Here is a 20650-nt window from a genome sequence, read left to right on the forward strand (position 1 = left end):
GAGGAGCCAGCCGTGAACACCACTGACACACGAAGCGCGTAGGGTCTGAAGTTATGGCCCGTGTCGTTCACTTCCACGACGCTCCTGAGCGGTTCGTCGCCGGCACGGTCGGCGACCCCGGTCAGCGAACCTTCTTCCTGCAGGCCCGGTCGCGGGATCTCCTCACCACCGTGGCCCTGGAGAAGGAACAGGTCACCGTGCTCGCCGAGCGCGTCGACGCGATGCTCGACGAGGTCCTTCGCCTCACCGGAGGTAGCGCGGTGATCCCCGCACTCGCTCCCCAGGAGCTCAGCGATGACGCGCCGCTCGAGCAGCCGATCATCGAGGAGTTCCGGGTGGGCACCCTCCGGCTGGCCTGGGACAGCGACCAGGAACGCGTGATCATCGAGGCGTACGAGGTCACTGAGGAGGAGGCCGATCCGCCGCCGCCGGTCGACGAGGAGCCAGAGGCCGAAGGTCCCGAGACCCTCGTCGTGCGGATCACCGGTGCACAGGCCCGGGCGTTCGTGCAGCGCGCGATGGCGGTCGTGTCGCAGGGGCGCCCGCCGTGCCCGTTCTGCGGCAACCCGCTCGACCCGGAGGGCCACCTGTGCCCGCGGCTCAACGGCTACCGCCGCTCGACTCCGGACTAGCGCGGGATCCGGACCGGCCGACGTGGCACTCCAAGAGCAGCACACCGAGATCCTTCACCTTCTCCGCGAAGGGCGCCTGGAGGTCGAGGGCCGGCTCGTGTCCGCATCCAACGCGACGTTCTACTGCTCGATCTCCCTCGACGGGGTGAGCGTGGCGGGCGTCTACAAGCCGGTACGCGGTGAACGCCCCCTCTGGGACTTCCCGGACGGCAGCCTGGCGCGCCGGGAGGCGGCTGCCTACCTGCTGTCAGCCGCATCCGGGTGGAACCTCGTACCCCCCACCATCCTGCGCGACGGCCCCTTCGGTGAGGGCATGTGCCAGGTCTGGATCGATCATGATCCCGACCTCGGCGTGGTCGACATCGTGCCGCGCCAGGAGGTGCCCGAGGGGTGGCGGGTGGTGCTGGACGCGTTCGACACCGAAGGCGACGAGATCAGCTTGGTACACGCCGACGATGACCGGCTGAAGCGTCTGGCGGTGTTCGACACGATCGTCAACAACGCCGACCGCAAGGGCGCCCACGTGCTGCGGTCCAACGACGACCAGATCCTCGGTGTCGACCACGGGCTCTGCTTCCACGAGGAGAACAAACTCCGCACGGTGCTGTGGGGGTGGGCGGGCGAGCCGATTCCGGACGAGCAGCTCGAGCTGCTGGAGCGCGTGGAGTGCGACCTCGACGGCCCGCTCGGCCGGGCCATGGGAGGGCTCCTCGACGCCGACGAGCTCGCCGCACTGCGCGCCCGGGTGGCCGGGGTCCGGCGGGCCCACGTGTTTCCGCTGCCCGGTGACGGCTGGCCGTCGATCCCTTGGCCGGTGTTCTGACCAGCCCGGCCGGCGCGCTGTCCGTGGGATCTGCGGGCACCTCCGCGCCACCCCGCGCCGTGTCCCAAGTTGGCCAGGAGCCCAGCCCCGTCAGGGATGTTGGCGTGGGCCAGTAGGCTCAAAGACCATGAAAGCCTGGGTCGCTCCTGAGGTTCCACGGCTGCCCGGAGTCGGGCAGGTTCCTCTCGTCCATGACCACGCGAGCGGCCAGCGCCGCGTCAGCACGCGCGGTGAGCAGGCGAGCCTGTACGTCTGCGGCATCACGCCGTACGACGCCACCCACATCGGCCATTCGGCGACCTACGTGGCCTTCGACCTGCTCGGGCGGGCCTGGCGCGATGCGGGCCTGATCGTCCGGTACGTGCAGAACGTCACCGACGTCGACGACCCGCTGCTGGAGCGGGCCGAGCAGAACGGCGAAGACTGGCAGGTCCTCGCCGAACGCCAGACGGAGCTGTTCCGTGACGACATGGCCGCGCTTCGGGTGATCCCGCCGGCGGAGTACGTCGGCGCGGTCGAGGCGATCCCGCTCGTCGTCGAGGCCATCGAGCGGCTCCGGGAGCGTGGCGCCGCCTACGACGTGGACGGCGACATCTACTTCCCGGTGGCGGCCGACCCCAACTTCGGTCAGGTGTCGAGGCTGTCGCCGGGGGAGATGCGGGAGCTGTTCGCTGAGCGGGGCGGTGATCCCGACCGGCCGGGCAAGCGCGACCCGCTCGACTCCCTCCTCTGGCGGCACGAACGCCCGGGCGAGCCGGCGTGGGAGTCGAGCCTTGGGCGCGGGCGTCCCGGCTGGCACGTGGAGTGCACGGCGATCGCCCTGCGACACCTCGGTATGGGGTTTGACGTGCAGGGCGGCGGATCCGACCTGATCTTCCCGCACCACCAGATGTGTGCGTCGGCGGCGCAGGCGCTGACCGGGAGCTCGCCGTTCGCCCATGCGTACGTCTACCAGGGCATGGTGGCGCTCGACGGCGAGAAGATGTCGAAGTCCAAGGGCAACCTGGTGTTCTCCTCGCAGTTGCGTGCCGACAGTGTCGACCCGATGGCGATCCGGCTGGCGGTGCTCGCCCACCACTACCGGGAAGACTGGGAGTGGACCACCGACGGCCTGCGGGCTGCCGAGCAGCGGCTCGAGCGTTGGCGGGCGGCGGCGCGAGTGCTGACGGGCGGTGCCCACGCGGGCAAGGTGCTTGACGGAGTACGCGACGCTCTCGCCGCCGACCTGGACGCGCCGGCCGCTCTCGCGGTCGTCGATGCGTGGGCCGACGCGACCCTCGCGGACGGCACCGCCGCGAGCGAGAGCCCCACCCTGGTCCGGGACACCTGCGACGCCCTGCTTGGTATCAAGCTCTGACGACACAAGCTCAACGCCCCGATGAGCTGGTGTGTCCGCGACTTGCCCGAGGCCCTGTGACGTCCGGCAGCAGGCAGGCGCGGCAGCCTCGTGGTCACATTGTGTACACCCGTTGGCGGACCTCACGCGGCTGGTCCCCACCTCACTTGGCGAAGGGAAAGCCCCGAGTTGTCATAGGTTTCTCGGTCTCTTAGCCGAGAAACCTATGACAACTCAGCAAGCGCCGCCCGCTTCAGGAAGTCCGGAACCCTTCCCGATCCTTGAGGTCGCGCGCATGCTCACCGGGCGGCGCGCACCGGCTGCCGCAGGATCGTGCGCATCCTCGCCGGGTCCGTCTCGCGGACGTCCGACAGGTAGAGCTCGTGGTGCAGGCCGTACACCGTCACCCCGCGCTCGCGCATGAGCGCATCCATCCGGGCCAGCGTTGCCGGCTCATCCGCGTACGGACCACAGTGCAGGGCCTGGACGCAAGGTCCCGGGGTGAACGCCACCAGCTGGACCCGGGCAGCTGCGGGTACGTCCGGCCGGGCGGCCTCCCGGGCGGCGTCGAACCACGCTGGATCGAAGCCGTCGGAGGTGGGGGCGGGTCCAGACGGGCGAAGCCCGGGTGGCGCCGGAACGACACCGCGCAGTCGCAGGAACAGCTGCCACCACCATTCGGCGCGCGGCACCTCGAACACCGGCCGGGCATCCTCCACCCACCAGCGTCCCTCCAACGGAGGTATCGAGAACGCTCCGGCGGACACCGCGGTAAGCGCGCCGGCGACCGCGAACAACGCCTGGCTGCTCTCGCCGTACACCCGGCCGCCCGGCTCACCCTGGCCGACGATCCCGAGGCCCTGGACCGTGCCGAACTCCACGAGTTCGGGTGTCTCGGTGGCGGCGTACCACTCCGGACCGGAGGCGGCGGTGGCGGCGGTTGTGGCAGCGGTAGAGGTGGTGGGCTTGGTCATGAGGGGTCCTCCAGTCTGATCATGAGGTGGGTCACCAACTGGTCGGGTGGCGTCGTGTTCGGGTCGTTGACGTACACCTCGCGCAACGATCCCTGTGGCTGGTGGCCACGCTCGCCGCACCACGCGAGCAGGGCGTGGGCGGTGAGTCCGATCTGGCCGTACGGTCCGAGGTGGGTGGCGGAGGCGAACGTCCCTCCGGGAAGGAGATCGGCTGTGGTCCCGGCCACTGGTGCGTCGGCCCCGGCCGTGACGGCGACGGTGAGTTCGTCGGTGACGTCGAGCGGAAACAGTCCGATGATCGGCTGCCCCGGCACCTGTCCCGCCGCGACGAACGCGTCGAGGAGCCTTCGCACGCACGCCGAGGTGGCCGGACCGATCCGGCTGGGGCTCGTCACGTCGCGGACCAGCGCCACCCGGCGGGGAGCGACCTGGACGAGGGACACCTCGGACCGGGGTACGCCGTCGGCGAGCAGCCGCTCGAGCATCACCAGCGACTGCTGCCGGCGGGCCAGCTCCGCCTCCAGCTGGTCGCGGACCTTGCCGAGTACGTCTGCGGCCGGGGCGCCGTCGAGCAGCTGGCTGATGTCGGCGAGCGGCACGTCCAGGGAACGCAGCAGCCCGATGGTGAGAGCTACCCGGGCCTGCTCCGGCCGGTAGTAGCGGTAGCCGGAACGGGTATCGACCCAGGCCGGCACCAGCAGTCCGAGCTCGTCATAGTGGCGAAGCTGCTTGATGCTCAGTCGGCAGAGCCGGGCGAACCTGCCGATCGCCAGCAACTCCGCGTCGTCGCGGGGCGGATCATCCATGCGGCCAGCATGGGGTCTCCCGCGGCCGGAGAGTCCAGCCACCCACTCGACCGGGTGTTTCCGACCGGGTGAGTTTCAGATCAGATCAGATCAGGTCAGTCAGCGCCGCGCTCGGGCCGCCGGCGCAGGTAACGCTCGAACTCCCGCGCGATCGCCTCGCCGGTCGCCTCAGGAAGGTCGGCCGCGTCGCGGGCCTGCTCCAGCGAGCGGACGTACTCCGAGACTTCCGAGTCGTCGCGGGCCAGGTCGTTGACGCCCCGCTCCCAGGCTCGGGCGTCCTCCGGTAGCTCGCCGAGCGGGATGGCCAGGTCGAGGAGGTCCTCGACCTTACGGAGCAGCGCGAGGGTCGCCTTCGGGCACGGTGGCTGCGCGACATAGTGCGGGACCGCCGCCCAGAACGACACCGCCGGCAGTCCGGCCTTCTGGCAGGCGTCCTGCAGGACACCGACGACTCCTGTCGGCCCTTCGTAGCGCGAAGCCTCGAGTCCGAGGACCTGCGCCAGCTCGGGATCGGTGGCGCTCGCCGTGACGGGGATCGGCCGGGTGTGCGGGCTGTCCGCGAGGAGCGCGCCCAGCAGGACGCACATCTCCGCGCCCACACTGTCGCCCAGCGTCATGATCTCGTCGCAGAACTGCCGCCACCGCATGTTGGGCTCGATCCCGCGGACCAGGATGACGTCGCGCGGTGCGTCCGGTGGCGTGGCCACCAGGACCCGGGTCGTCGGCCACGTGAGCTGGCGGACGCCATCCTGGTCGAGCCGCACGGTCGGCCGGTTGACCTGGAAGTCGTAATAGTCGTCGGGGTCGAGGGCCGCGATGGGGCGCGCCTTCCAGACCTTCGCCAGATGGTCGAGCGCCGCGCTGGCCGCGTCGGCGGCGTCGTTCCATCCCTCGAAGGCTGCGAGCAGGACCGGGTCCTCCAGTTCCAGCGAGCCTTCGAGCTCGATCACGTGGATCGTCCTCCCTTTCGTCGGGTCACCACCCGGACGTGGGGTCGTACCGATCCGACCCCGCTCCGGCATCGCCGGCGGAGTATCACCCCACCGATCCCGCCCCAGCAAGCCTACGTGTCCCAGCCTCTCGTACGGAGGCGACCTACCGCCCGCGGCTTGGACGTCGGATCTCGGACTGCAAGAACGAAGTCCACCTTTCGGACCGTCTGAGTACGCTAGACGCTCCTGACCGAGTTCGGCCCAGCAGAAGGAGTCACATCGTGAGCCGCAACGCCGCCGCCTTCCGCCAGACGCTTCGCGATCGCGTCCTCGTGGCGGACGGTGCGATGGGCACGATGTTGCAGGCGCACGATCTCACCCTCGACGACTTCGAGTCGCTGGAGGGGTGCAACGAGATCCTCAACACCAGCCGGCCCGACGTCGTACGCGCCATCCACGACGCCTACTTCGCGGTGGGCGCCGACTGCGTGGAGACCAACACGTTCGGCGCCAACTTCTCGGCTCTGAACGAATACGGCATCGCGGACCGTATCTACGAGCTCTCGGTCGCCGGTGCTCGGCTGGCCCGGGAGGTCGCGGACGGCTACAGCACACCCGACCATCCGCGCTGGGTGCTCGGCTCGGTAGGCCCGGGTACGAAGCTGCCGACCCTCGGCCATCTGCCGTTCGTCACTCTGCGGGATGCCTACCAGCTGCAGGTCGCCGGCCTGATCGAGGGCAGCGCCGACGCTGTGATCGTCGAGACCGCCCAGGACCTCCTCCAGGCGAAGGCCGCGATCCTGGGGGCCCGCCGTGCGGCCGCGGCGGCGGGGGTCGACCTTCCGATCATCGTCTCCGTCACGGTCGAGACGACCGGCGCGATGCTTCTCGGATCCGAGATCGGCGCCGCCCTCACCGCGCTCGAGCCCCTGGGCATCGACATGATCGGGCTCAACTGTGCGACGGGTCCGGCCGAGATGAGCGAGCACCTGCGTTACCTCGCCCGGCACGGGCGGCCGCTGCTGTCCTGCATGCCGAACGCCGGCCTGCCCGAGCTCACCGCCGACGGTGCCCGCTACCCGCTCACGCCGTCCGAGTTGGCCGACGCCCATGAGCAGTTCACGCAGGAGTACGGCCTGTCCCTCGTCGGCGGCTGCTGTGGCACCACGCCCGAACACATCCGGCAGGTGGTCGAGCGGGTGCAGGGCCGGGACGTCGTCCGGCGGGAGCCGCGGACCGAGCCCGGCACCGCGAGCCTCTACCAGCACGTGCCGTTCCGGCAGGACACGTCGTACCTCGCGATCGGCGAACGCACGAACGCCAACGGCAGCAAGGCGTTCCGGGAAGCGATGATCGAGGGACGCTGGGACGACTGTGTCGACATCGCTCGGGCACAGATCCGTGACGGGTCCCACCTGCTCGACCTCTGCATCGACTACGTGGGTCGGGACGGCGTCGCCGACATGCGCGAGGTCGCCTCCCGCCTCGCCACCGCGTCGACCCTGCCGATCATGCTCGACTCCACCGAGCCGCCCGTGCTCGAGGCGGGTCTGGAGGCGTTCGGTGGCCGGTGCGTGATCAACTCCGTCAACTTCGAGGACGGCGAGGGGGCTGAGAGCCGGTTCGCGATGATCATGCCGCTCGTGCGCGAGTACGGTGCCGCGGTCGTTGCGCTCACCATCGACGAGGAGGGCCAGGCGCGCACCGCCGACACGAAGCTCGCCATCGCCGAACGCCTGATCAGCACGCTCACCGAGAAGTGGGGGATGGCGGAGTCCGACATCCTCATCGACTGTCTGACGTTCACGCTCGCGACCGGGCAGGAAGACAGCCGCAAGGACGGCATCGAGACGATCGAGGCCATCCGCCGGCTCAAGGCGGCACACCCGCAGGTCCAGACCGTGCTGGGTCTGTCCAACATCTCCTTCGGTCTCAACCCGGCGGCCCGGCAGGTCGTCAACTCCGTCTTCCTGCACGAGTGCGTGAAGGCCGGTCTCGACGCGGCGATCGTCCACGCCAGTAAGATCCTGCCGATCTCGCGGATCCCCGAGGAGCAGCGCGAGGTCGCGCTCGACCTCGTCTATGACCGCAGGCGCGAGGGTTACGACCCACTGCAGCGGCTGCTGGCGATGTTCGCCGACGTCAAAGCCTCCGATGCGAGGGCCTCGCGGGCGCAGGAGTTGGCGTCCCTTCCCCTGGGCGAACGCCTGCGCAGCCGCATCATCGACGGGGAGGCGAACGGCCTCGAAGCCGATCTGCAGGAGGCACTCGACAGCGGCCGGTCGGCGCTGGAGATCGTCAACGACGAGTTGCTCGAAGGCATGAAGGTCGTCGGCGAGCTGTTCGGCAAGGGCGAGATGCAGTTGCCGTTCGTCCTGCAGTCCGCCGAGGTGATGAAGACCGCGGTGGCGTTCCTCGAGCCGCACATGGAGAAGACCGACGAGGCCGGCAAGGGCACCATCGTGCTGGCGACGGTCAAGGGTGACGTCCATGACATCGGCAAGAACCTCGTCGACATCATCCTCACCAACAACGGCTACAACGTCGTCAACCTCGGCATCAAGCAGCCGATCAGCCACATCCTCGAAGCAGCGGAGGAACACCGGGCCGACGCCATCGGTATGTCCGGCCTGCTCGTCAAGAGCACGGTGATCATGAAGGAGAACCTCGAGGAGATCAACGGCCGGGGCAAGGCGTCCCAGTGGCCGGTCCTGCTCGGTGGTGCCGCGCTCACCCGGGCGTACGTCGAAGAAGACCTGGCAGAGCTCTACCAGGGCGAGGTCCGCTACGCCAGGGACGCCTTCGAAGGACTGCGCCTGATGGATGCGGTCATGAACGTCAAGCGCGGCGTTCCCGGTGCGGAGCTGCCTGCGCTCCGGCAACGCCGGGTCCGATCCTCCCAGCTGCGCGAGACTCCAGCCGCGGAGATGCCGGCGCGATCGGATGTGGCGTACGACAACCCCGTCCCGGCTCCGCCGTTCTGGGGTGACCGGGTGGTCAAGGGCATTCCGCTCGCCGACTACGCCAGCATGATCGACGAACGCGCACTCTTCCTTGGCCAGTGGGGACTCAAGCCGGGGCGGGGCGAGGGTGGCAAGTCCTACGACGAACTCGTCGAGACCGAGGGGCGGCCGCGGCTGCGGGCGCTGCTCGACCGGGTCCAGACCGACGGTCTGCTCGAGGCCGCGGTCGTGTACGGCTATTTCCCGTGCGTGAGCAAGGGCGACGACCTCGTGGTGCTCGACGATGACGGGGGAGAGCGGTGCCGGTTCACGTTCCCGCGGCAGCGACGCGACCGGCACCTGTGCCTGGCCGACTTCTTCCGCCCGGAGGAGTCGGGTGAGACCGACGTCGTGGGCTTCACTGTCGTGACGATCGGCTCGAAGATCAGCGAGGCGACCGCGAAGCTTTTCGAGGCCAACCACTACCGCGAGTACCTCGAGCTCCACGGCCTGTCGGTCCAGCTGGCCGAGGCGCTGGCGGAGTACTGGCATGCCCGCATCCGCGCGGAGATCGGGTTCGGCGCCGAGGACCAGACCGACGACGTCCAGGAGATGATCCACAAGCTGGGTTACCGCGGCGCCCGCTTCTCGCTCGGGTACGGCGCCTGCCCCGACCTGGAGGACCGCGCGAAGATCGTCGACCTGCTCCGGCCCGACCGGATCGGGGTCACGCTTTCGGAGGAGTTCCAGCTCGACCCGGAGCAGTCCACCGACGCGATCGTGGTGCACCACCCGCACGCGAAGTACTTCAACGCGTAGGACGTAGGCGTCTCCCGAGCGGTCAGAGGTTTCTCCGTCTCTTAGCCGAGAAACCTCTGACAAGTCGGCGACCTATCGCTAGCCGGGATCATGCGTTCGACGCTCCGGAGCAGGCCGCTTGCCCCGATGTCGCACTGACGCTCGACGCGCGCTGGCGAGGGACGGGGCGAGTGATCATGATCTGCGCGGATACGCAGCCGCGATTGTTCATTAGTGCTCTTTTTGCCAATTTCTAGAACTCATCTGTTCAATCGTCCCTCACCTGGGCGATCATGGGCCGTCACTCGCGCGCGTGACGCTCCTACGCACCAACCACAGCTCATGGGTCGAGCACGCCCGAGAACCAACACGGGTTCGCGGGCGTGCTCGGCGCAGGTTCGGCACGGCATTCAAGGAGTGATGAACTTGGTGACAAGCTCGCCTCGCCGCGGGGCCCGGATCGCCGTGGCCTTGGGCGCCGCGGCGCTCCTGGTCGGTGTCTCCGCACCGGCCTTTGGGGCCCAGGCGCCGCCGGCTGCCACCGGCGCCCAGACGCCGCCACCGGTCGACGTCCAGCTACTCAACATCACCGACTTCCACGGCTACCTCCGCCCGCACAACGATGTGTCCAACGGAACCGTCCCGCTGCCCGATGGCTCCCGACTCGTGGTCGGCGGCGCGCCATACCTCGCGACCCATCTGAAGCAACTCGCGGCCGGTCAATCCAACTCGATCCTCTTCACCTCCGGCGACTCGTTCAGCGGCTGGCCGACGGAGGTCGCCTACCACGCCGACGAGCCGACGGTGGAGTTCTTCAACCAGATCGGTGTCGAGTTCAACACGGTCGGGAACCACGAGTTGGACATCTCGCCGAGCTTCCTCATCGACCACATGTGGCGCGGTAAGTGCTTCGGGACGGTCAACGTCGACAGCTGTTTCACCGACTCGAACGGAAAGCGGTTCAAGGGCTCGACGTTCCCTTATTCCACGGCGAACATCACCACGAAGGGCACCACGACACCGATCGTTCCGCCGTACATCATCAAGCAGGTCAAGACCAGCGACGGCGACGACCTACCGGTCGGGTTCATCAACCTGACAACGGATACGACCGTCGCCGGATCGACGTCGTACCAACCGGGCCTGGACAACCTTCCGCTGATCGAGACGGCCAACCGGTACGCCGCCGAGCTCAAGCGCAAGGGCGTGCGCGCCATCGTGGTCAGCGTGCACGAAGGCGGCAGTGCGGGTGGGCAGTTCAACGGGTGCGCCAACCCCTCCGGGCCGATCTTCGACTTCGCCCGCCAGGTGAGCCCCGACATCGACGCGATCGTCACCGGACACTGGCACGCGTTGTTCAACTGCACGGTCAACGACCCGGCCGGAAACCCACGGCCCGTTGTCGAGGCCGGCTACCACGGCAAGCTGATCAGCGAGATCAACCTCAAGATCGACCGGCGTACCAAGGATGTGCTGCGCGACCAGACCCGGTCGGTGGTGCACCCGGTCACCCGTGACGTCAAGCCCGACCAGAAGGCGTCAGACCTGGTCGACTACTGGGTGGACCGCGGCGCCAAGACGGAGGCCCGCCCGGTCGCGGAGATCACCGGCGACCTCACCCGCACCGCGAACGCCGCTGGCGAGAGCACCCTCGGCGACGTGGTGGCCGACGCGATGTATGAGGATTCGCAACGGGTGAACGCCGACAAGGCCGCGCGCGCCGACCTCGCGCTGTTGGTGAACCGCACCCACAGCGGCTCGAACTCGCTCCGTGGTGACCTGCTCCACGCTCCCGGCAGCAATGCCGCCGACGCGCCCGGACGGGTGTTGTTCGGCGAGGCGTGGGCGGCGTACGGGTATGCCAACCCCGTCTTGACAGTGACAGTCACTGGCGCGCAGATCCACAAGGCGCTGGAAGATCAGTGGCGTACGCAGGCCGATGGGAGCGTGCGGTTCGCGCCGTACGCCGTGTCGGCGAACGTCCGCTACTCCTACGACGCCAGCAGGTCGGTCGGTGATCGGGTCGATCCGGCCGACGTCCAGATCTCTGGGCAGCCGCTGGATCTCGACCGGAAGTACCGCCTCGCCGCGCTGGCGTACACCCTCATCGGCGGCGACGGGACGACCGCGTTCGCCGGCTTCACGGACGCGGTGCGTGGGACCCGTGACTACGAGGTGCTACGGGGATATCTGACCCGGAACAGCCCGCTGGCACCGCCCGCGCTTGACCGGGTGCGCGCGACGAGCTGACGCGCCGCGCCTCCACCCCACGCGGTAGACGCGATGAGCGGGCCGACCTCAGTCTGAGGTCGGCCCGCTCGCATGTGTGCGTACGGCGACATCGCGACTGCGGACCGAAACGAAAGGCGGCACATTAGCCCCCGAATGGCCACTTTGGGCTCTCCTCACAGCCATTCGTTGTCTAATTGCGACTCACTCCGCCGCCCTCCGACATTCCGGTATCGGTCAGTGGCAGCTAGGGTGCGGGGCGGGCCGCAACCCGGCCCTTCCGTTGATGACTGAGGTGGAAGATGCGACCTAGCACCAGCCGTAGGTTCCTGGCTTTGGCGGCAGGCGGCACATTGGCACTTGCCCTCGCCGCGTGCGGCAGCAGCACCGACAATGGTGGCGACAGCGGTGGCGAGAAGGCTGCCGGCAAGAAGCCCTTGGTCTTCGGGACGACTGACGCCTTCGGGACGGTTGACCCGGCGGGTTCCTATGACAACCCGGGCTGGGAGATTCTTTACAACAGTGCTCAGACCCTGTTGTCGATTCCGCCTGGTGGCAGCGAGCCGACGCCTGACGCCGCAGAGAAGTGTGAGTTCAGCGACCCCAAGACCTATACCTGCACCTTGAAGAAGGACCTTGCCTTCTCTGACGGCAGCCCGCTGACGAGCGAGGACGTGAAGTTCACGTTCGACCGGATGATCAAGATCGCCGACCCCAACGGTCCGTCGAGCATCTTCGCCGACCAGCTCGCATCCACCGAGGCGACCGATCCTCAGACGGTGACGTTCAACCTGAAGTTCGCTGACGCCACCTGGCCGTTCCGCCTCACCACGGCCGCGGCGTCGATCGTGCCGAACGAGAAGTACGCCGCCGACAAGCTGCAGCCGATGAAGGTCGGCTCGATCATCGGCTCGGGCCCGTACAAGATCACGAAGTACGACCCGTCTCAGCAGATCATCCTCGAGCCCAACGAGAAGTACACCGGCGACAAGAAGCTCGCCAACGGCAAGGTCCTCGTCCAGGTCTACAAGGACGAGAAGAGCCTCAAGAGCGCGATCGAGAGCGGCGAGGTCCAGGTCGCCTACCGCACGCTGACGCCCACCCTGCTGAAGGACCTCGAGACCAACGGCGCGGCCAAGAACGTCAAGGTCGTCAAGGGCGCTGGCACCGGCATCCAGTACCTCACCTTCAACACCAAGAAGGGCCCCTTCGCCAAGAAGGAGGTACGCCAGGCCGCCGCCGCGCTGATCGACCGGCAGTCGATCGCCACGCAGGTCTACAACGACACGGTCTCGCCGCTCTACACCATGGTCCCGAAGGGCCTGCCCGGGCACGACGAGACGTTCAAGACCGCCTTCGGAGCGCAGCCCGACCAGGCCAAGGCGAAGCAGCTCCTGCAGCAGGCCGGCGTCACCACACCGGTGACCGCGCAGCTGTGGTACAGCCCGGACCACTACGGCGAGGCCTCGGCCGACATGTACAGCGAGATCAAGCGGCAGCTCGAAGCCGGCGGGCTGTTCAAGATCGAGCTCAAGTCGGCCTCGTGGGAGCAGTACAAGAAGGACTACGCAGCCGGCGCCTACAACGGTTGGCAGCTGGGGTGGTACCCCGACTTCCCCGACACCGACAACTACCTGTCGCCCTTCTACGCCACCAACAACTTCATCGGCGACGGGTACGGCTACTCCAACCCGAACGTCGACAAGTTGCTGACGGAGCAGAAGTCGACCTCCGACCAGGCCAAGCGCGAGACGGCCTTCAAGGAGATCCAGACCATCGGTGCTGAGGACGTTCCGCTGATCCCGCTGTGGCAGGACAACATGATCGCCGTGACGCGCGACGGCGTGACGGGTGTCGAGGACACCTTCGACCCGCTGTACACCTTCCGCTTCTGGTTGGTTGACACCAGCAAGGCCAAGTAGTTCCACATCCACACCCCGGGGGCTCCGTCACCGCACACCAGGTGACGGAGCCTCTGGCCTGGACAGACAGACCGAACAGACAGACCGAACAGTCAGGAAGGTGGCGTCGGGATGGCGGCCCGATCAGGCACGCTGCGAAGGTACCTCGTCGTACGCCTGCTCCTCGTGATCCCGAACGTCTTCGTCCTCCTGACGATGGTGTTCCTGCTCCTGCGGGTGGCACCCGGTGATCCGGTCTCGGCGGCCCTCGGTGGCCGGCTTCCTCCAGAGGAGCTTGCTCGACGGCGGGCCGCGGGCGGGTACGACGACCCGATCCTCCTGCAGTACTGGAACTACCTGAGCCACGTCTTCCGCGGCGACCTCGGCACCACGGTCAGCGACAACCGCCCGATCACCAACATCCTCGTCGTCAACGGCGCCGCGACCCTGAGCCTCACGGTCGTGGCCATCCTGGTGGCGTTGGCGATCGGCATCCCGCTGGGTCTGCTCGCGGCGCGCTACCGGAACTCCTGGCTGGACGTGGTGATCCGGATCTTCGGGGTGCTCACCTACGCCGCGCCGGTCTTCTTCGTCGGTGTTGTCGCGATCATCATCTTCACCGGCACCCTCGGCTGGCTTCCTTCCGGACAGCAGGCCAGCCCAATCGCCCAGGCGACGGTCGAGCCGGTGACCCACATCTTCCTGGTCGACGCGCTGATCGCCGGTGACACGGAATCCTTCGTCGACGGAGTGAAGCATCTGATCATGCCGGCGTTCACCCTGGGCCTGTTGATCACCGGCGTGTTCATCCGGCTGATCCGGGTCAACGTCGCCCAGACGCTACGCGACGATTACGTCGAGGCGGCCCGCGCCCGCGGGATCGCCGAGCGCCGGGTGGTGTTCCAGCACGCGTTCCGCAACGCGATGGTGCCGTTCGTGACGGTGCTCGGACTCCAGGCGGCGCTCTGCCTCGGCGGGGCGATCCTGTCGGAGACGACCTTCAGCTGGCCGGGTCTTGGATCCCAGCTGGTGCAGTACATCAACGCCCGTGACTACGTTGCCGTCCAGGGCATCATGACGATCTACGCGCTGGTGGTGGTGGGTGTCAGCCTGCTCATCGACTTCGTGAACGCATTCATCGACCCGAGGGTGAGGTACTAATGGCCATCACCCCAACCGTTGAGGTTGGCGAACCGCAGCACGATTCGACGCATCGGTCCCGCCTGGCCCGCATCGCGTTCGTCATCGCCACGCCGTACCGCCAGTCGGCCGGCATCGCCCGCGCGATGTTGGTCGTGGGCACCGTCCTCACCGGGCTCATGGTGCTCGTCGCGGTGTTCGCTCCGCTCATCGCGCCGTACGACTTCGACCAGGTGAGCGACGGCGGTGCGCGATTCCCCAAGCAGGGTGAGCCGTCGGGCACGCACTGGTTCGGCACCAACGTGCAGACGTTCGACGTCTTCTCCCGAGTCGTCTGGGGTGCCCGCACCGAACTCAAGGTCGTCCTCATGGCGCTCGCCCTGACGATCGTCATCGGTGTTGTGCTCGGCCTGGTCGCGGGATTCGTCGGTGGCTGGCTGGACCGGATCCTGGTACTGATCATGGACTCGTTGTTCGCGTTCCCGTACCTCCTGCTGGCGATCGTGGTGGCGTTCCTGCTGTCCGACAAGCTGGGCGGTGGGGTCACCACGGCGGCGGCCGCGATCACGGCCGTCTACATCCCGCAGTACTTCCGCGTCGTCCGTAACAGCACCGTGAGCGCGAAGGAAGCGACCTACGTCGAGGCGGCTCGGGCGCTCGGCGCGCCGCCACACATCATCATGTCGCGCTACCTCTTCACGAACGTCATCCAGAGCGTGCCGGTGATCGCGACCCTGAACGCCGCGGATGCGGTCGGAACCCTCGCCGCGTTGGGATTCCTCGGTTACGGCATCCAGCCCACGGAGGCCGCCGAGTGGGGGTACGACCTCAACCGCGCCATGGACGACGCCACGTCGGGCATCTGGTGGACCGCTGTCTACCCGGGGCTTGCGATCGTGCTGCTCGTCATGGCGTTGACCTTCGTTGGTGAAGGGCTCAACGAGACGCTCAACCCGACCCTGCGCGTACGCCGGCTGCTGCCGGTCGTCCTGCCACCGCGCCAGCCGGCGGCTCCGGTCGAGAACGCCATTCCGGTCGAGAAGGCGGAGGTCGGGCGGGACCGGAGGACTGGAGTTGGCGGGAGTCCTGCGGATCCCGAGACGTCGACGACGGAGGAGGGCGGCCGATGACAGCGGCGCGTGCGGACGTTCCGTCGTACGCCGAACCCGTGCTGTCCGTGGCGGACCTGCGGGTGTGGTACGGCACCGAGCGAGGGCCGGTCAGGGCGGTCGACGGTGTGTCGTTCGATCTGCGACCGGGAGAAACGCTCGGCCTGGTAGGGGAGTCCGGCTGCGGCAAGTCCACGCTGGGACGCGGGCTGCTCGGCCTCCTGCCGGCCGGGGCGAAGGCCGACGGTGAGATCAGGTTCAAGGGCACCAACCTGCTCCAGGCCAAGCGGCGCGACATCGACCGCCTGCGCGGCCCAGAGCTCGGCATGATCTTCCAGGAGCCGCTCACCCGGCTCAATCCGCTGATGCGGATCTCGGAGCACTTCGAGGAAACGCTTCGCGCCCACGAACCCCAGATCGGCAAGGAAGAGGCGCGCCGCCGGTCGATCGACACGCTCCGCAAGATGGGTATCCCGCCGACGCGGTATCGCGCCTACCCGCATGAGTTCTCCGGCGGGATGCGCCAGCGGATCATGATCGCGCTGGCGCTGGTGCTGCGACCGGCGTTCATCGTGGCCGACGAGCCGACCACCGCACTCGACGTCCTCGTCGAGGCCCAGATCATCCGCATCCTCGCCGACCTGCGGCGCAACTTCGACACCGCGCTCCTGCTCATCACCCACAACCTCGGCATCGTGGCCGAGGCCTGCGACCGGGTGGCAGTGATGTACGCCGGACATCTGGTGGAGGATGGCGACGCCCGCGAGGTCTTCGCCAAGCCGCGGCATCCCTACACCCGGGAGCTGTTGCGCTCGACGATCTCCTTGCAGACAACGGGTCTGCACTACATTCCGGGTGCGCCGCCAGACCTGGTGGAGCCGCCGCCCGGGTGCAAGTTTCACCCGCGGTGTCCTGACGCGATGGTGGTGTGCGGTGCTCAGGATCCGGTGGCGGTCCAGACGGCGAGTGGCTCGCGAGTCGCGTGCTGGCTGCATGGCCCAGCCGACCGTATCGACGAAGGCGGCACCGCCCGAATGGCCCAGGAGGAGATCAGCGTTGCCGACGAAGCTTGATGCCCAGGTGCCGTCCTCGGCCCCCGGTGGTGCCGACGACGCTCTCATGAAGGTCCGCGACCTCCAGGTCCATTACGCGTTGCGGGGAAGCTCGATGGGCCGGTTGTTCGGGGCCGGCGGGGACGTCGTCAAGGCGGTCGACGGTGTGACGTTCGATCTGCGCCGGCGGGAGGTTCTCGGCCTCGTCGGCGAGTCCGGCAGCGGCAAGACCACGCTCGGCCGGGCGTTGCTTGGTCTCGTCAGGCCGACCGGCGGAGAGGTCCGGTACGGCGAGCACGACCTGCCCTCCCTGTCCGAACGCCGGCTGCGGCCGTTTCGGCGCAAGCTCCAGATGGTGTTCCAGGACCCGAGTGCGGCGCTCAACCCGTCGATGGACATCGAGGCCGCCGTGGGTCATCCGCTGCAGATCCACAAGCTGGTCGCCAACCGCACCGAACGCCGGGAGCGGGTCGTCGAAGCACTCGAACGCGTCGGGCTGGCGCCGGTCGAGAGATTCCTGAGCAAATACCCGAGTGACCTGTCAGGTGGACAGAAGCAGCGTGCGGTGCTGGCCCGGGCGATCATTCTCGGCCCAGAGCTTCTGGTCGCCGACGAGCCGATCTCGATGCTCGACATGAGCGTGCGCGCGAAGATCCTCGAGCTGATGCTCGACCTCAAGCGCGATCTCGACCTGACGTACGTCTACATCACCCACGACCTCGCGACGGCGAAGTTCTTCTGCGACCGGGTCGCCATCATGTACCTCGGCCGGATTGTCGAGATCGGCCCGACCGAGGAGATCTTCTCCGACCCCAAACACCCTTACACCAAGGCGTTGTTGCGGGCGATCCCCGAGCCCGATCCGGGTGCCTTGGTGCCGCGGGACCTGCCCCGTGGCGAGATCCCAGACGCCGCGGCGCCCCCGCTCGGGTGTTCGTTCCACCCGCGGTGTCCGGCGGCGTTCGAGAAGTGTGGCTGGGAGACCCGCGACCTGCGTCCGCTGCTGGAGCAGCGCTGGCTGGGCCTTGACGAGGACGCGTACGACGCCGAACGCGCCACGATCGGCAACCTGGACAGCCTCGACGTACCCGCGCACCAGGTTCGGCTGAGTCCTGGCCGGGGCCGCGGGCCGGGTGATGTGGAGGCACTGGTCCAGCGGGCCCGTGAGGCGGATCCGCAGGAGCCGCTCTGGAAGGGCGTCAAGCGACTCGAGGCGCAGGACGGCGCGGTGGCGGTGGACTTCCATGAGGGCGAGGATCCCCGGCTGCGGCCGGCGGGTGCGGTCGAGGTTGCCTGCCACCTGTACTAACCACCGTGCGGTGCCGGTAGCGGCTGCCCGGTCGGTCGTAGGAGTCCGGACACGTCTTTGTCGGTACGCCGCCCACGTATTGGGTACGGCTTATTCGAAGGCTCTGGCGTTCGCCGGCCGGTTGCTGGGTTTGCGCCGATCTCGCATGGCGAGCCACGCCCACGATCCGCGGCGCCAACCTTAAGGCGTTTTCTGAACGTTGATCTTGAACCAGCCGTAAACTGTCCGATCCGTGAGACGAACCCGCCTCCCGCGGGAGGCCTCTTCAAGCCCCGTCGCACCTGACAGCTTGCTGCGCTCCGGCCTGAGCGGGAAGCCGACGTGGAACTTCGCAATGATGTAGTGGCCGGGGCACCCAGGCTCGCCGATCCTTGAGTAGATGCCCACCTTCGCGCGGGAACTGTGCATCTACTCAAGGTTCGACGCGAGGCCCCTTCAGATCTGCCCACGGTATGAGACAAGCTCTTTGGTCTGGTTGAGTTGTCATAGGTTTCTCGGTCTCTTAGCCGATAAACCTATGACAACTCGGGGTTGCCCTCTGGTTTCTCAGTATTCGGGACGGTCGGGTGTACGCCATTTGAGACGGGTGCGACGTCACGCGGCGTCTCCCCGCGAAGCATGCCCCTCCGCGGGGACGCCAGCATGAGAGCAATGGAGCATTGCCCGTTTTCATCGCTCATCGACGCCGGGCCGGACCAGACCACTTTCATACGCGTACACCACGGCCTGCACGCGATCCCGCAGCTTCAGCTTGGCGAGTACGTTCCCCACATGGGTTTTGACGGTGGTCTCGGAGACGAAGAGTTCCGCAGCGATTTCGGCGTTCGACATTCCCCGCGACATCTGCCGGAGGACTTCGCGCTCGCGTTCGGTGAGCTGGGTGAGGAGCGGGTCTGATGGCCCGCCACCGACGGGCAGATTGCCGGCGAACCTGTCGAGCAGCCGACGGGTCACGCCCGGTGCGACCACCGCATCTCCGCGAGCGACGATGCGGATCGCGGTGGCCAACTCCTCCGGCGGCACGTCCTTGAGCAGGAATCCGGACGCGCCGGCACGTAGGGCTTCCACGACGTACTCATCGAGGTCGAACGTCGTGAGGACAAGCACCTTGACCTGGCTCGCCCGCTCGGCGCCGGTGATGTGTCTGGCCGCCTCCACGCCGTCCATGCGCGGCATCCGGATGTCCATGAGGACGACGTCGGGCTGGAGCGCACGGGACTCCTGGACGGCTTTCTCGCCGTCACCGGCCTCACCGACGACGGCGATGTCGGGCTCGGATTCGAGGATCATCCGGAAGCCGGTGCGGAGCAGGGGCTGGTCGTCGACCAGGAGCACCCGGATGGGGGCCGCGATCCGGGTGCCCCCTTCCAGCGTCGAGTCGCTCACACCGTCACCTCTTCCAGGGGAAGACTGGCCTGCACCTCGAAGCCTCCGACTGAACGCGGTCCGGTCCGCAAGGTTCCTCCGTTCAGAGTGACGCGTTCGCGCATGCCGACGAGTCCGTGCCCGACGCGGTCGGCACTGGCGGGCCGTGGAGCGCCACCGTGCCATCGCTGGGCGCCGTCATCGGTGACGGAGACCACCACGGCGGTGGGTTCGTACCGTAGGACCACGGCGGCCCGTGTCGGCCCGGCATGCTTCAGCGTATTGGTGAGAGCTTCCTGGACCACCCGGAAGATCGCCAGGTCGAGGCTCGGCGGGAGGGTTCGTGGCTCTCCCACGACCGTGAGCCCCACGTCCAGACCAGTTTCCCGGGCCCGACCCATCAGGGCGTCGAGCTCCGCCACGCCCGCCTGCGGGGCGAGCTCAGCGGCCGCTGTGGGAGGTTCTTCGGCATCGACATGCCGCAGTGCGCCCACGATGCGGCGCATCTCGTCGAGTGCGGAACGCCCGGTCTCCTCGACCGCCCGCATCGCTTCGATACTGCGGTCAGGATCCCGGCTGAGCATGCGCCGGGCGCCGGCCGCCTGCACCGTCATGACGCTGATGTGATGGGCCACCACGTCGTGCAGCTCACGCGCCATGCGCGCGCGTTCCTCGGCCAGGGCGGCCCGAAGCTCCGCGGAGGCAGTGCGCTGCAGGCGTTCCGCACGGTCCTCGAGTTCCTTGAGGTAGAGCCGCCGGGCGCGTACCGCCCGAGCGATGATCCACAGACCGACGTACATGAAGAACTGCACGGTGACGGTCCAAAGATCTGAGGGGATGCCGGCGGCGGCGAACCGCTCGTGATTGACGTGCAGATAGATGCCCGAGACAGCCGCGGTGCCGATGGTCACCCCCAGCCCTGACATGACCGGGGCATGGGTGCCGAGGGTGTAGATCGCGATCAGTGCCGCCACCGAACCACCGGTCGAGCTGTAAGCAAGAAAGCCCAACGTCATGTAGGCCGTGAGGACGATGACCGCCGTGGTCAGCGGGAAGCGGCGACGCCAGACCAGCGGAAAGGCGGCCAGGACGTTGAGCAGGATCCCCCAGAGATCGGGTTCGCGAAACTCTATCCCGGCGTACGTGCTGTATCCCAGGCCGAGGACGTTGATCACACTGAGAACGACGGCGTACGCGACATCCAGAACGTACGGATGACCGCGCACCCACTGCCACACTCCACCGCGTTGGTCCACCGTCAGAGCGTAAGGTGCCGGCCCGCGAACCACCTCCCGGCGAGGT

At 67.8% G+C, this 20650-nt stretch carries 15 protein-coding genes; 10 read left to right on the forward strand and 5 right to left on the reverse strand.

Annotated features, from left to right (window positions below):
• The first annotated feature begins 53 nt into the window (after positions 1-53).
• The 3 genes from B141_RS0103665 (at position 54) to mshC (ending at position 2812) form a co-directional block, all read left to right on the forward strand.
• The gene (locus B141_RS0103665) at positions 54-632 is read left to right on the forward strand and encodes a DUF3090 family protein (protein WP_020573818.1); all 579 of its coding nucleotides are present in this window, start codon (positions 54-56) and stop codon (positions 630-632) included.
• 22 nt (positions 633-654) lie between these two features.
• Positions 655-1455, forward strand: a complete 801-nt coding sequence (locus tag B141_RS0103670) for an SCO1664 family protein (protein ID WP_020573819.1) — start codon at positions 655-657, stop codon at positions 1453-1455.
• A gap of 127 nt (positions 1456-1582) precedes the next feature.
• A complete protein-coding gene (mshC, locus tag B141_RS0103675; RefSeq protein ID WP_020573820.1) occupies positions 1583-2812 on the forward strand; it encodes a cysteine--1-D-myo-inosityl 2-amino-2-deoxy-alpha-D-glucopyranoside ligase in 1230 nt (409 codons plus the stop codon).
• A 278-nt stretch (positions 2813-3090) separates the two neighbouring features.
• Here mshC and B141_RS38720 read toward each other — a convergent pair whose 3' ends face one another.
• The 3 genes from B141_RS38720 to B141_RS0103690 all read right to left on the reverse strand — a co-directional run bounded on the left by B141_RS38720 (position 3091) and on the right by B141_RS0103690 (position 5521).
• Complete coding sequence (locus tag B141_RS38720) at positions 3091-3765, reverse strand: GyrI-like domain-containing protein (RefSeq protein ID WP_020573821.1); 675 nt, start codon at positions 3763-3765, stop codon at positions 3091-3093.
• Positions 3762-4571 carry a MerR family transcriptional regulator gene (locus tag B141_RS0103685; RefSeq protein WP_020573822.1) on the reverse strand — a complete coding sequence of 270 codons (810 nt, stop codon included), beginning with the start codon at positions 4569-4571 and terminating at the stop codon, positions 3762-3764. Before B141_RS0103685 ends, B141_RS38720 begins: the two co-directional genes overlap by 4 nt.
• A gap of 95 nt (positions 4572-4666) precedes the next feature.
• Positions 4667-5521 carry a PAC2 family protein gene (locus tag B141_RS0103690; protein ID WP_020573823.1) on the reverse strand — a complete coding sequence of 285 codons (855 nt, stop codon included), beginning with the start codon at positions 5519-5521 and terminating at the stop codon, positions 4667-4669.
• A 263-nt stretch (positions 5522-5784) separates the two neighbouring features.
• Between B141_RS0103690 and metH the strand changes: the two genes are divergently transcribed.
• From metH to B141_RS0103725, 7 genes are all read left to right on the forward strand, one after another.
• Positions 5785-9264: a methionine synthase gene (gene metH, locus B141_RS0103695; protein ID WP_020573824.1), complete on the forward strand. Its 3480-nt coding sequence runs from the start codon at positions 5785-5787 to the stop codon at positions 9262-9264.
• 399 nt (positions 9265-9663) lie between these two features.
• Positions 9664-11493, forward strand: coding sequence for a bifunctional metallophosphatase/5'-nucleotidase (locus B141_RS0103700; RefSeq protein WP_020573825.1), 1830 nt, complete (start codon positions 9664-9666; stop codon positions 11491-11493).
• 281 nt (positions 11494-11774) lie between these two features.
• A complete protein-coding gene (locus B141_RS0103705) occupies positions 11775-13394 on the forward strand; it encodes an ABC transporter substrate-binding protein (RefSeq protein WP_026256877.1) in 1620 nt (539 codons plus the stop codon).
• Between the two features lie 111 nt (positions 13395-13505).
• Positions 13506-14534 (forward strand): ABC transporter permease, encoded by a 1029-nt coding sequence (locus B141_RS0103710; protein ID WP_020573827.1) that lies wholly within the window; start codon positions 13506-13508, stop codon positions 14532-14534.
• Positions 14534-15643, forward strand: coding sequence for an ABC transporter permease (locus B141_RS38725; RefSeq protein ID WP_020573828.1), 1110 nt, complete (start codon positions 14534-14536; stop codon positions 15641-15643). Before B141_RS0103710 ends, B141_RS38725 begins: the two co-directional genes overlap by 1 nt.
• Positions 15640-16695, forward strand: a complete 1056-nt coding sequence (locus tag B141_RS0103720; RefSeq protein ID WP_020573829.1) for an ABC transporter ATP-binding protein — start codon at positions 15640-15642, stop codon at positions 16693-16695. Before B141_RS38725 ends, B141_RS0103720 begins: the two co-directional genes overlap by 4 nt.
• Positions 16679-17983, forward strand: coding sequence for an ABC transporter ATP-binding protein (locus tag B141_RS0103725; RefSeq protein ID WP_020573830.1), 1305 nt, complete (start codon positions 16679-16681; stop codon positions 17981-17983). Before B141_RS0103720 ends, B141_RS0103725 begins: the two co-directional genes overlap by 17 nt.
• A gap of 669 nt (positions 17984-18652) precedes the next feature.
• Here B141_RS0103725 and B141_RS0103735 read toward each other — a convergent pair.
• A complete protein-coding gene (locus B141_RS0103735) occupies positions 18653-19369 on the reverse strand; it encodes a response regulator (protein ID WP_020573832.1) in 717 nt (238 codons plus the stop codon).
• On the reverse strand, positions 19366-20604 hold the full coding sequence (locus tag B141_RS51205) for a sensor histidine kinase (protein ID WP_026256879.1): 1239 nt from the start codon (positions 20602-20604) through the stop codon (positions 19366-19368). Before B141_RS51205 ends, B141_RS0103735 begins: the two co-directional genes overlap by 4 nt.
• Positions 20605-20650: the final 46 nt, after the last annotated feature.

It is taken from the genome of Actinopolymorpha alba DSM 45243 (genome assembly GCF_000373925.1).
Taxonomy (GTDB): Bacteria; Actinomycetota; Actinomycetes; order Propionibacteriales; family Actinopolymorphaceae; genus Actinopolymorpha; species Actinopolymorpha alba.

Coding starts and splice junctions, on each gene's coding strand:
- B141_RS0103665 (WP_020573818.1), top strand. CDS start 54: ATGGCCCGTGTCGTTCACTTCCACGACGCTCCTGAGCGGTTCGTCGCC.
- B141_RS0103710 (WP_020573827.1), top strand. CDS start 13,506: ATGGCGGCCCGATCAGGCACGCTGCGAAGGTACCTCGTCGTACGCCTG.
- B141_RS0103685 (WP_020573822.1), bottom strand. CDS start 4,571: ATGGATGATCCGCCCCGCGACGACGCGGAGTTGCTGGCGATCGGCAGG.
- mshC (WP_020573820.1), top strand. CDS start 1,583: ATGAAAGCCTGGGTCGCTCCTGAGGTTCCACGGCTGCCCGGAGTCGGG.
- B141_RS0103705 (WP_026256877.1), top strand. CDS start 11,775: ATGCGACCTAGCACCAGCCGTAGGTTCCTGGCTTTGGCGGCAGGCGGC.
- B141_RS0103700 (WP_020573825.1), top strand. CDS start 9,664: ATGAACTTGGTGACAAGCTCGCCTCGCCGCGGGGCCCGGATCGCCGTG.
- B141_RS38725 (WP_020573828.1), top strand. CDS start 14,534: ATGGCCATCACCCCAACCGTTGAGGTTGGCGAACCGCAGCACGATTCG.
- B141_RS38720 (WP_020573821.1), bottom strand. CDS start 3,765: ATGACCAAGCCCACCACCTCTACCGCTGCCACAACCGCCGCCACCGCC.
- B141_RS0103720 (WP_020573829.1), top strand. CDS start 15,640: ATGACAGCGGCGCGTGCGGACGTTCCGTCGTACGCCGAACCCGTGCTG.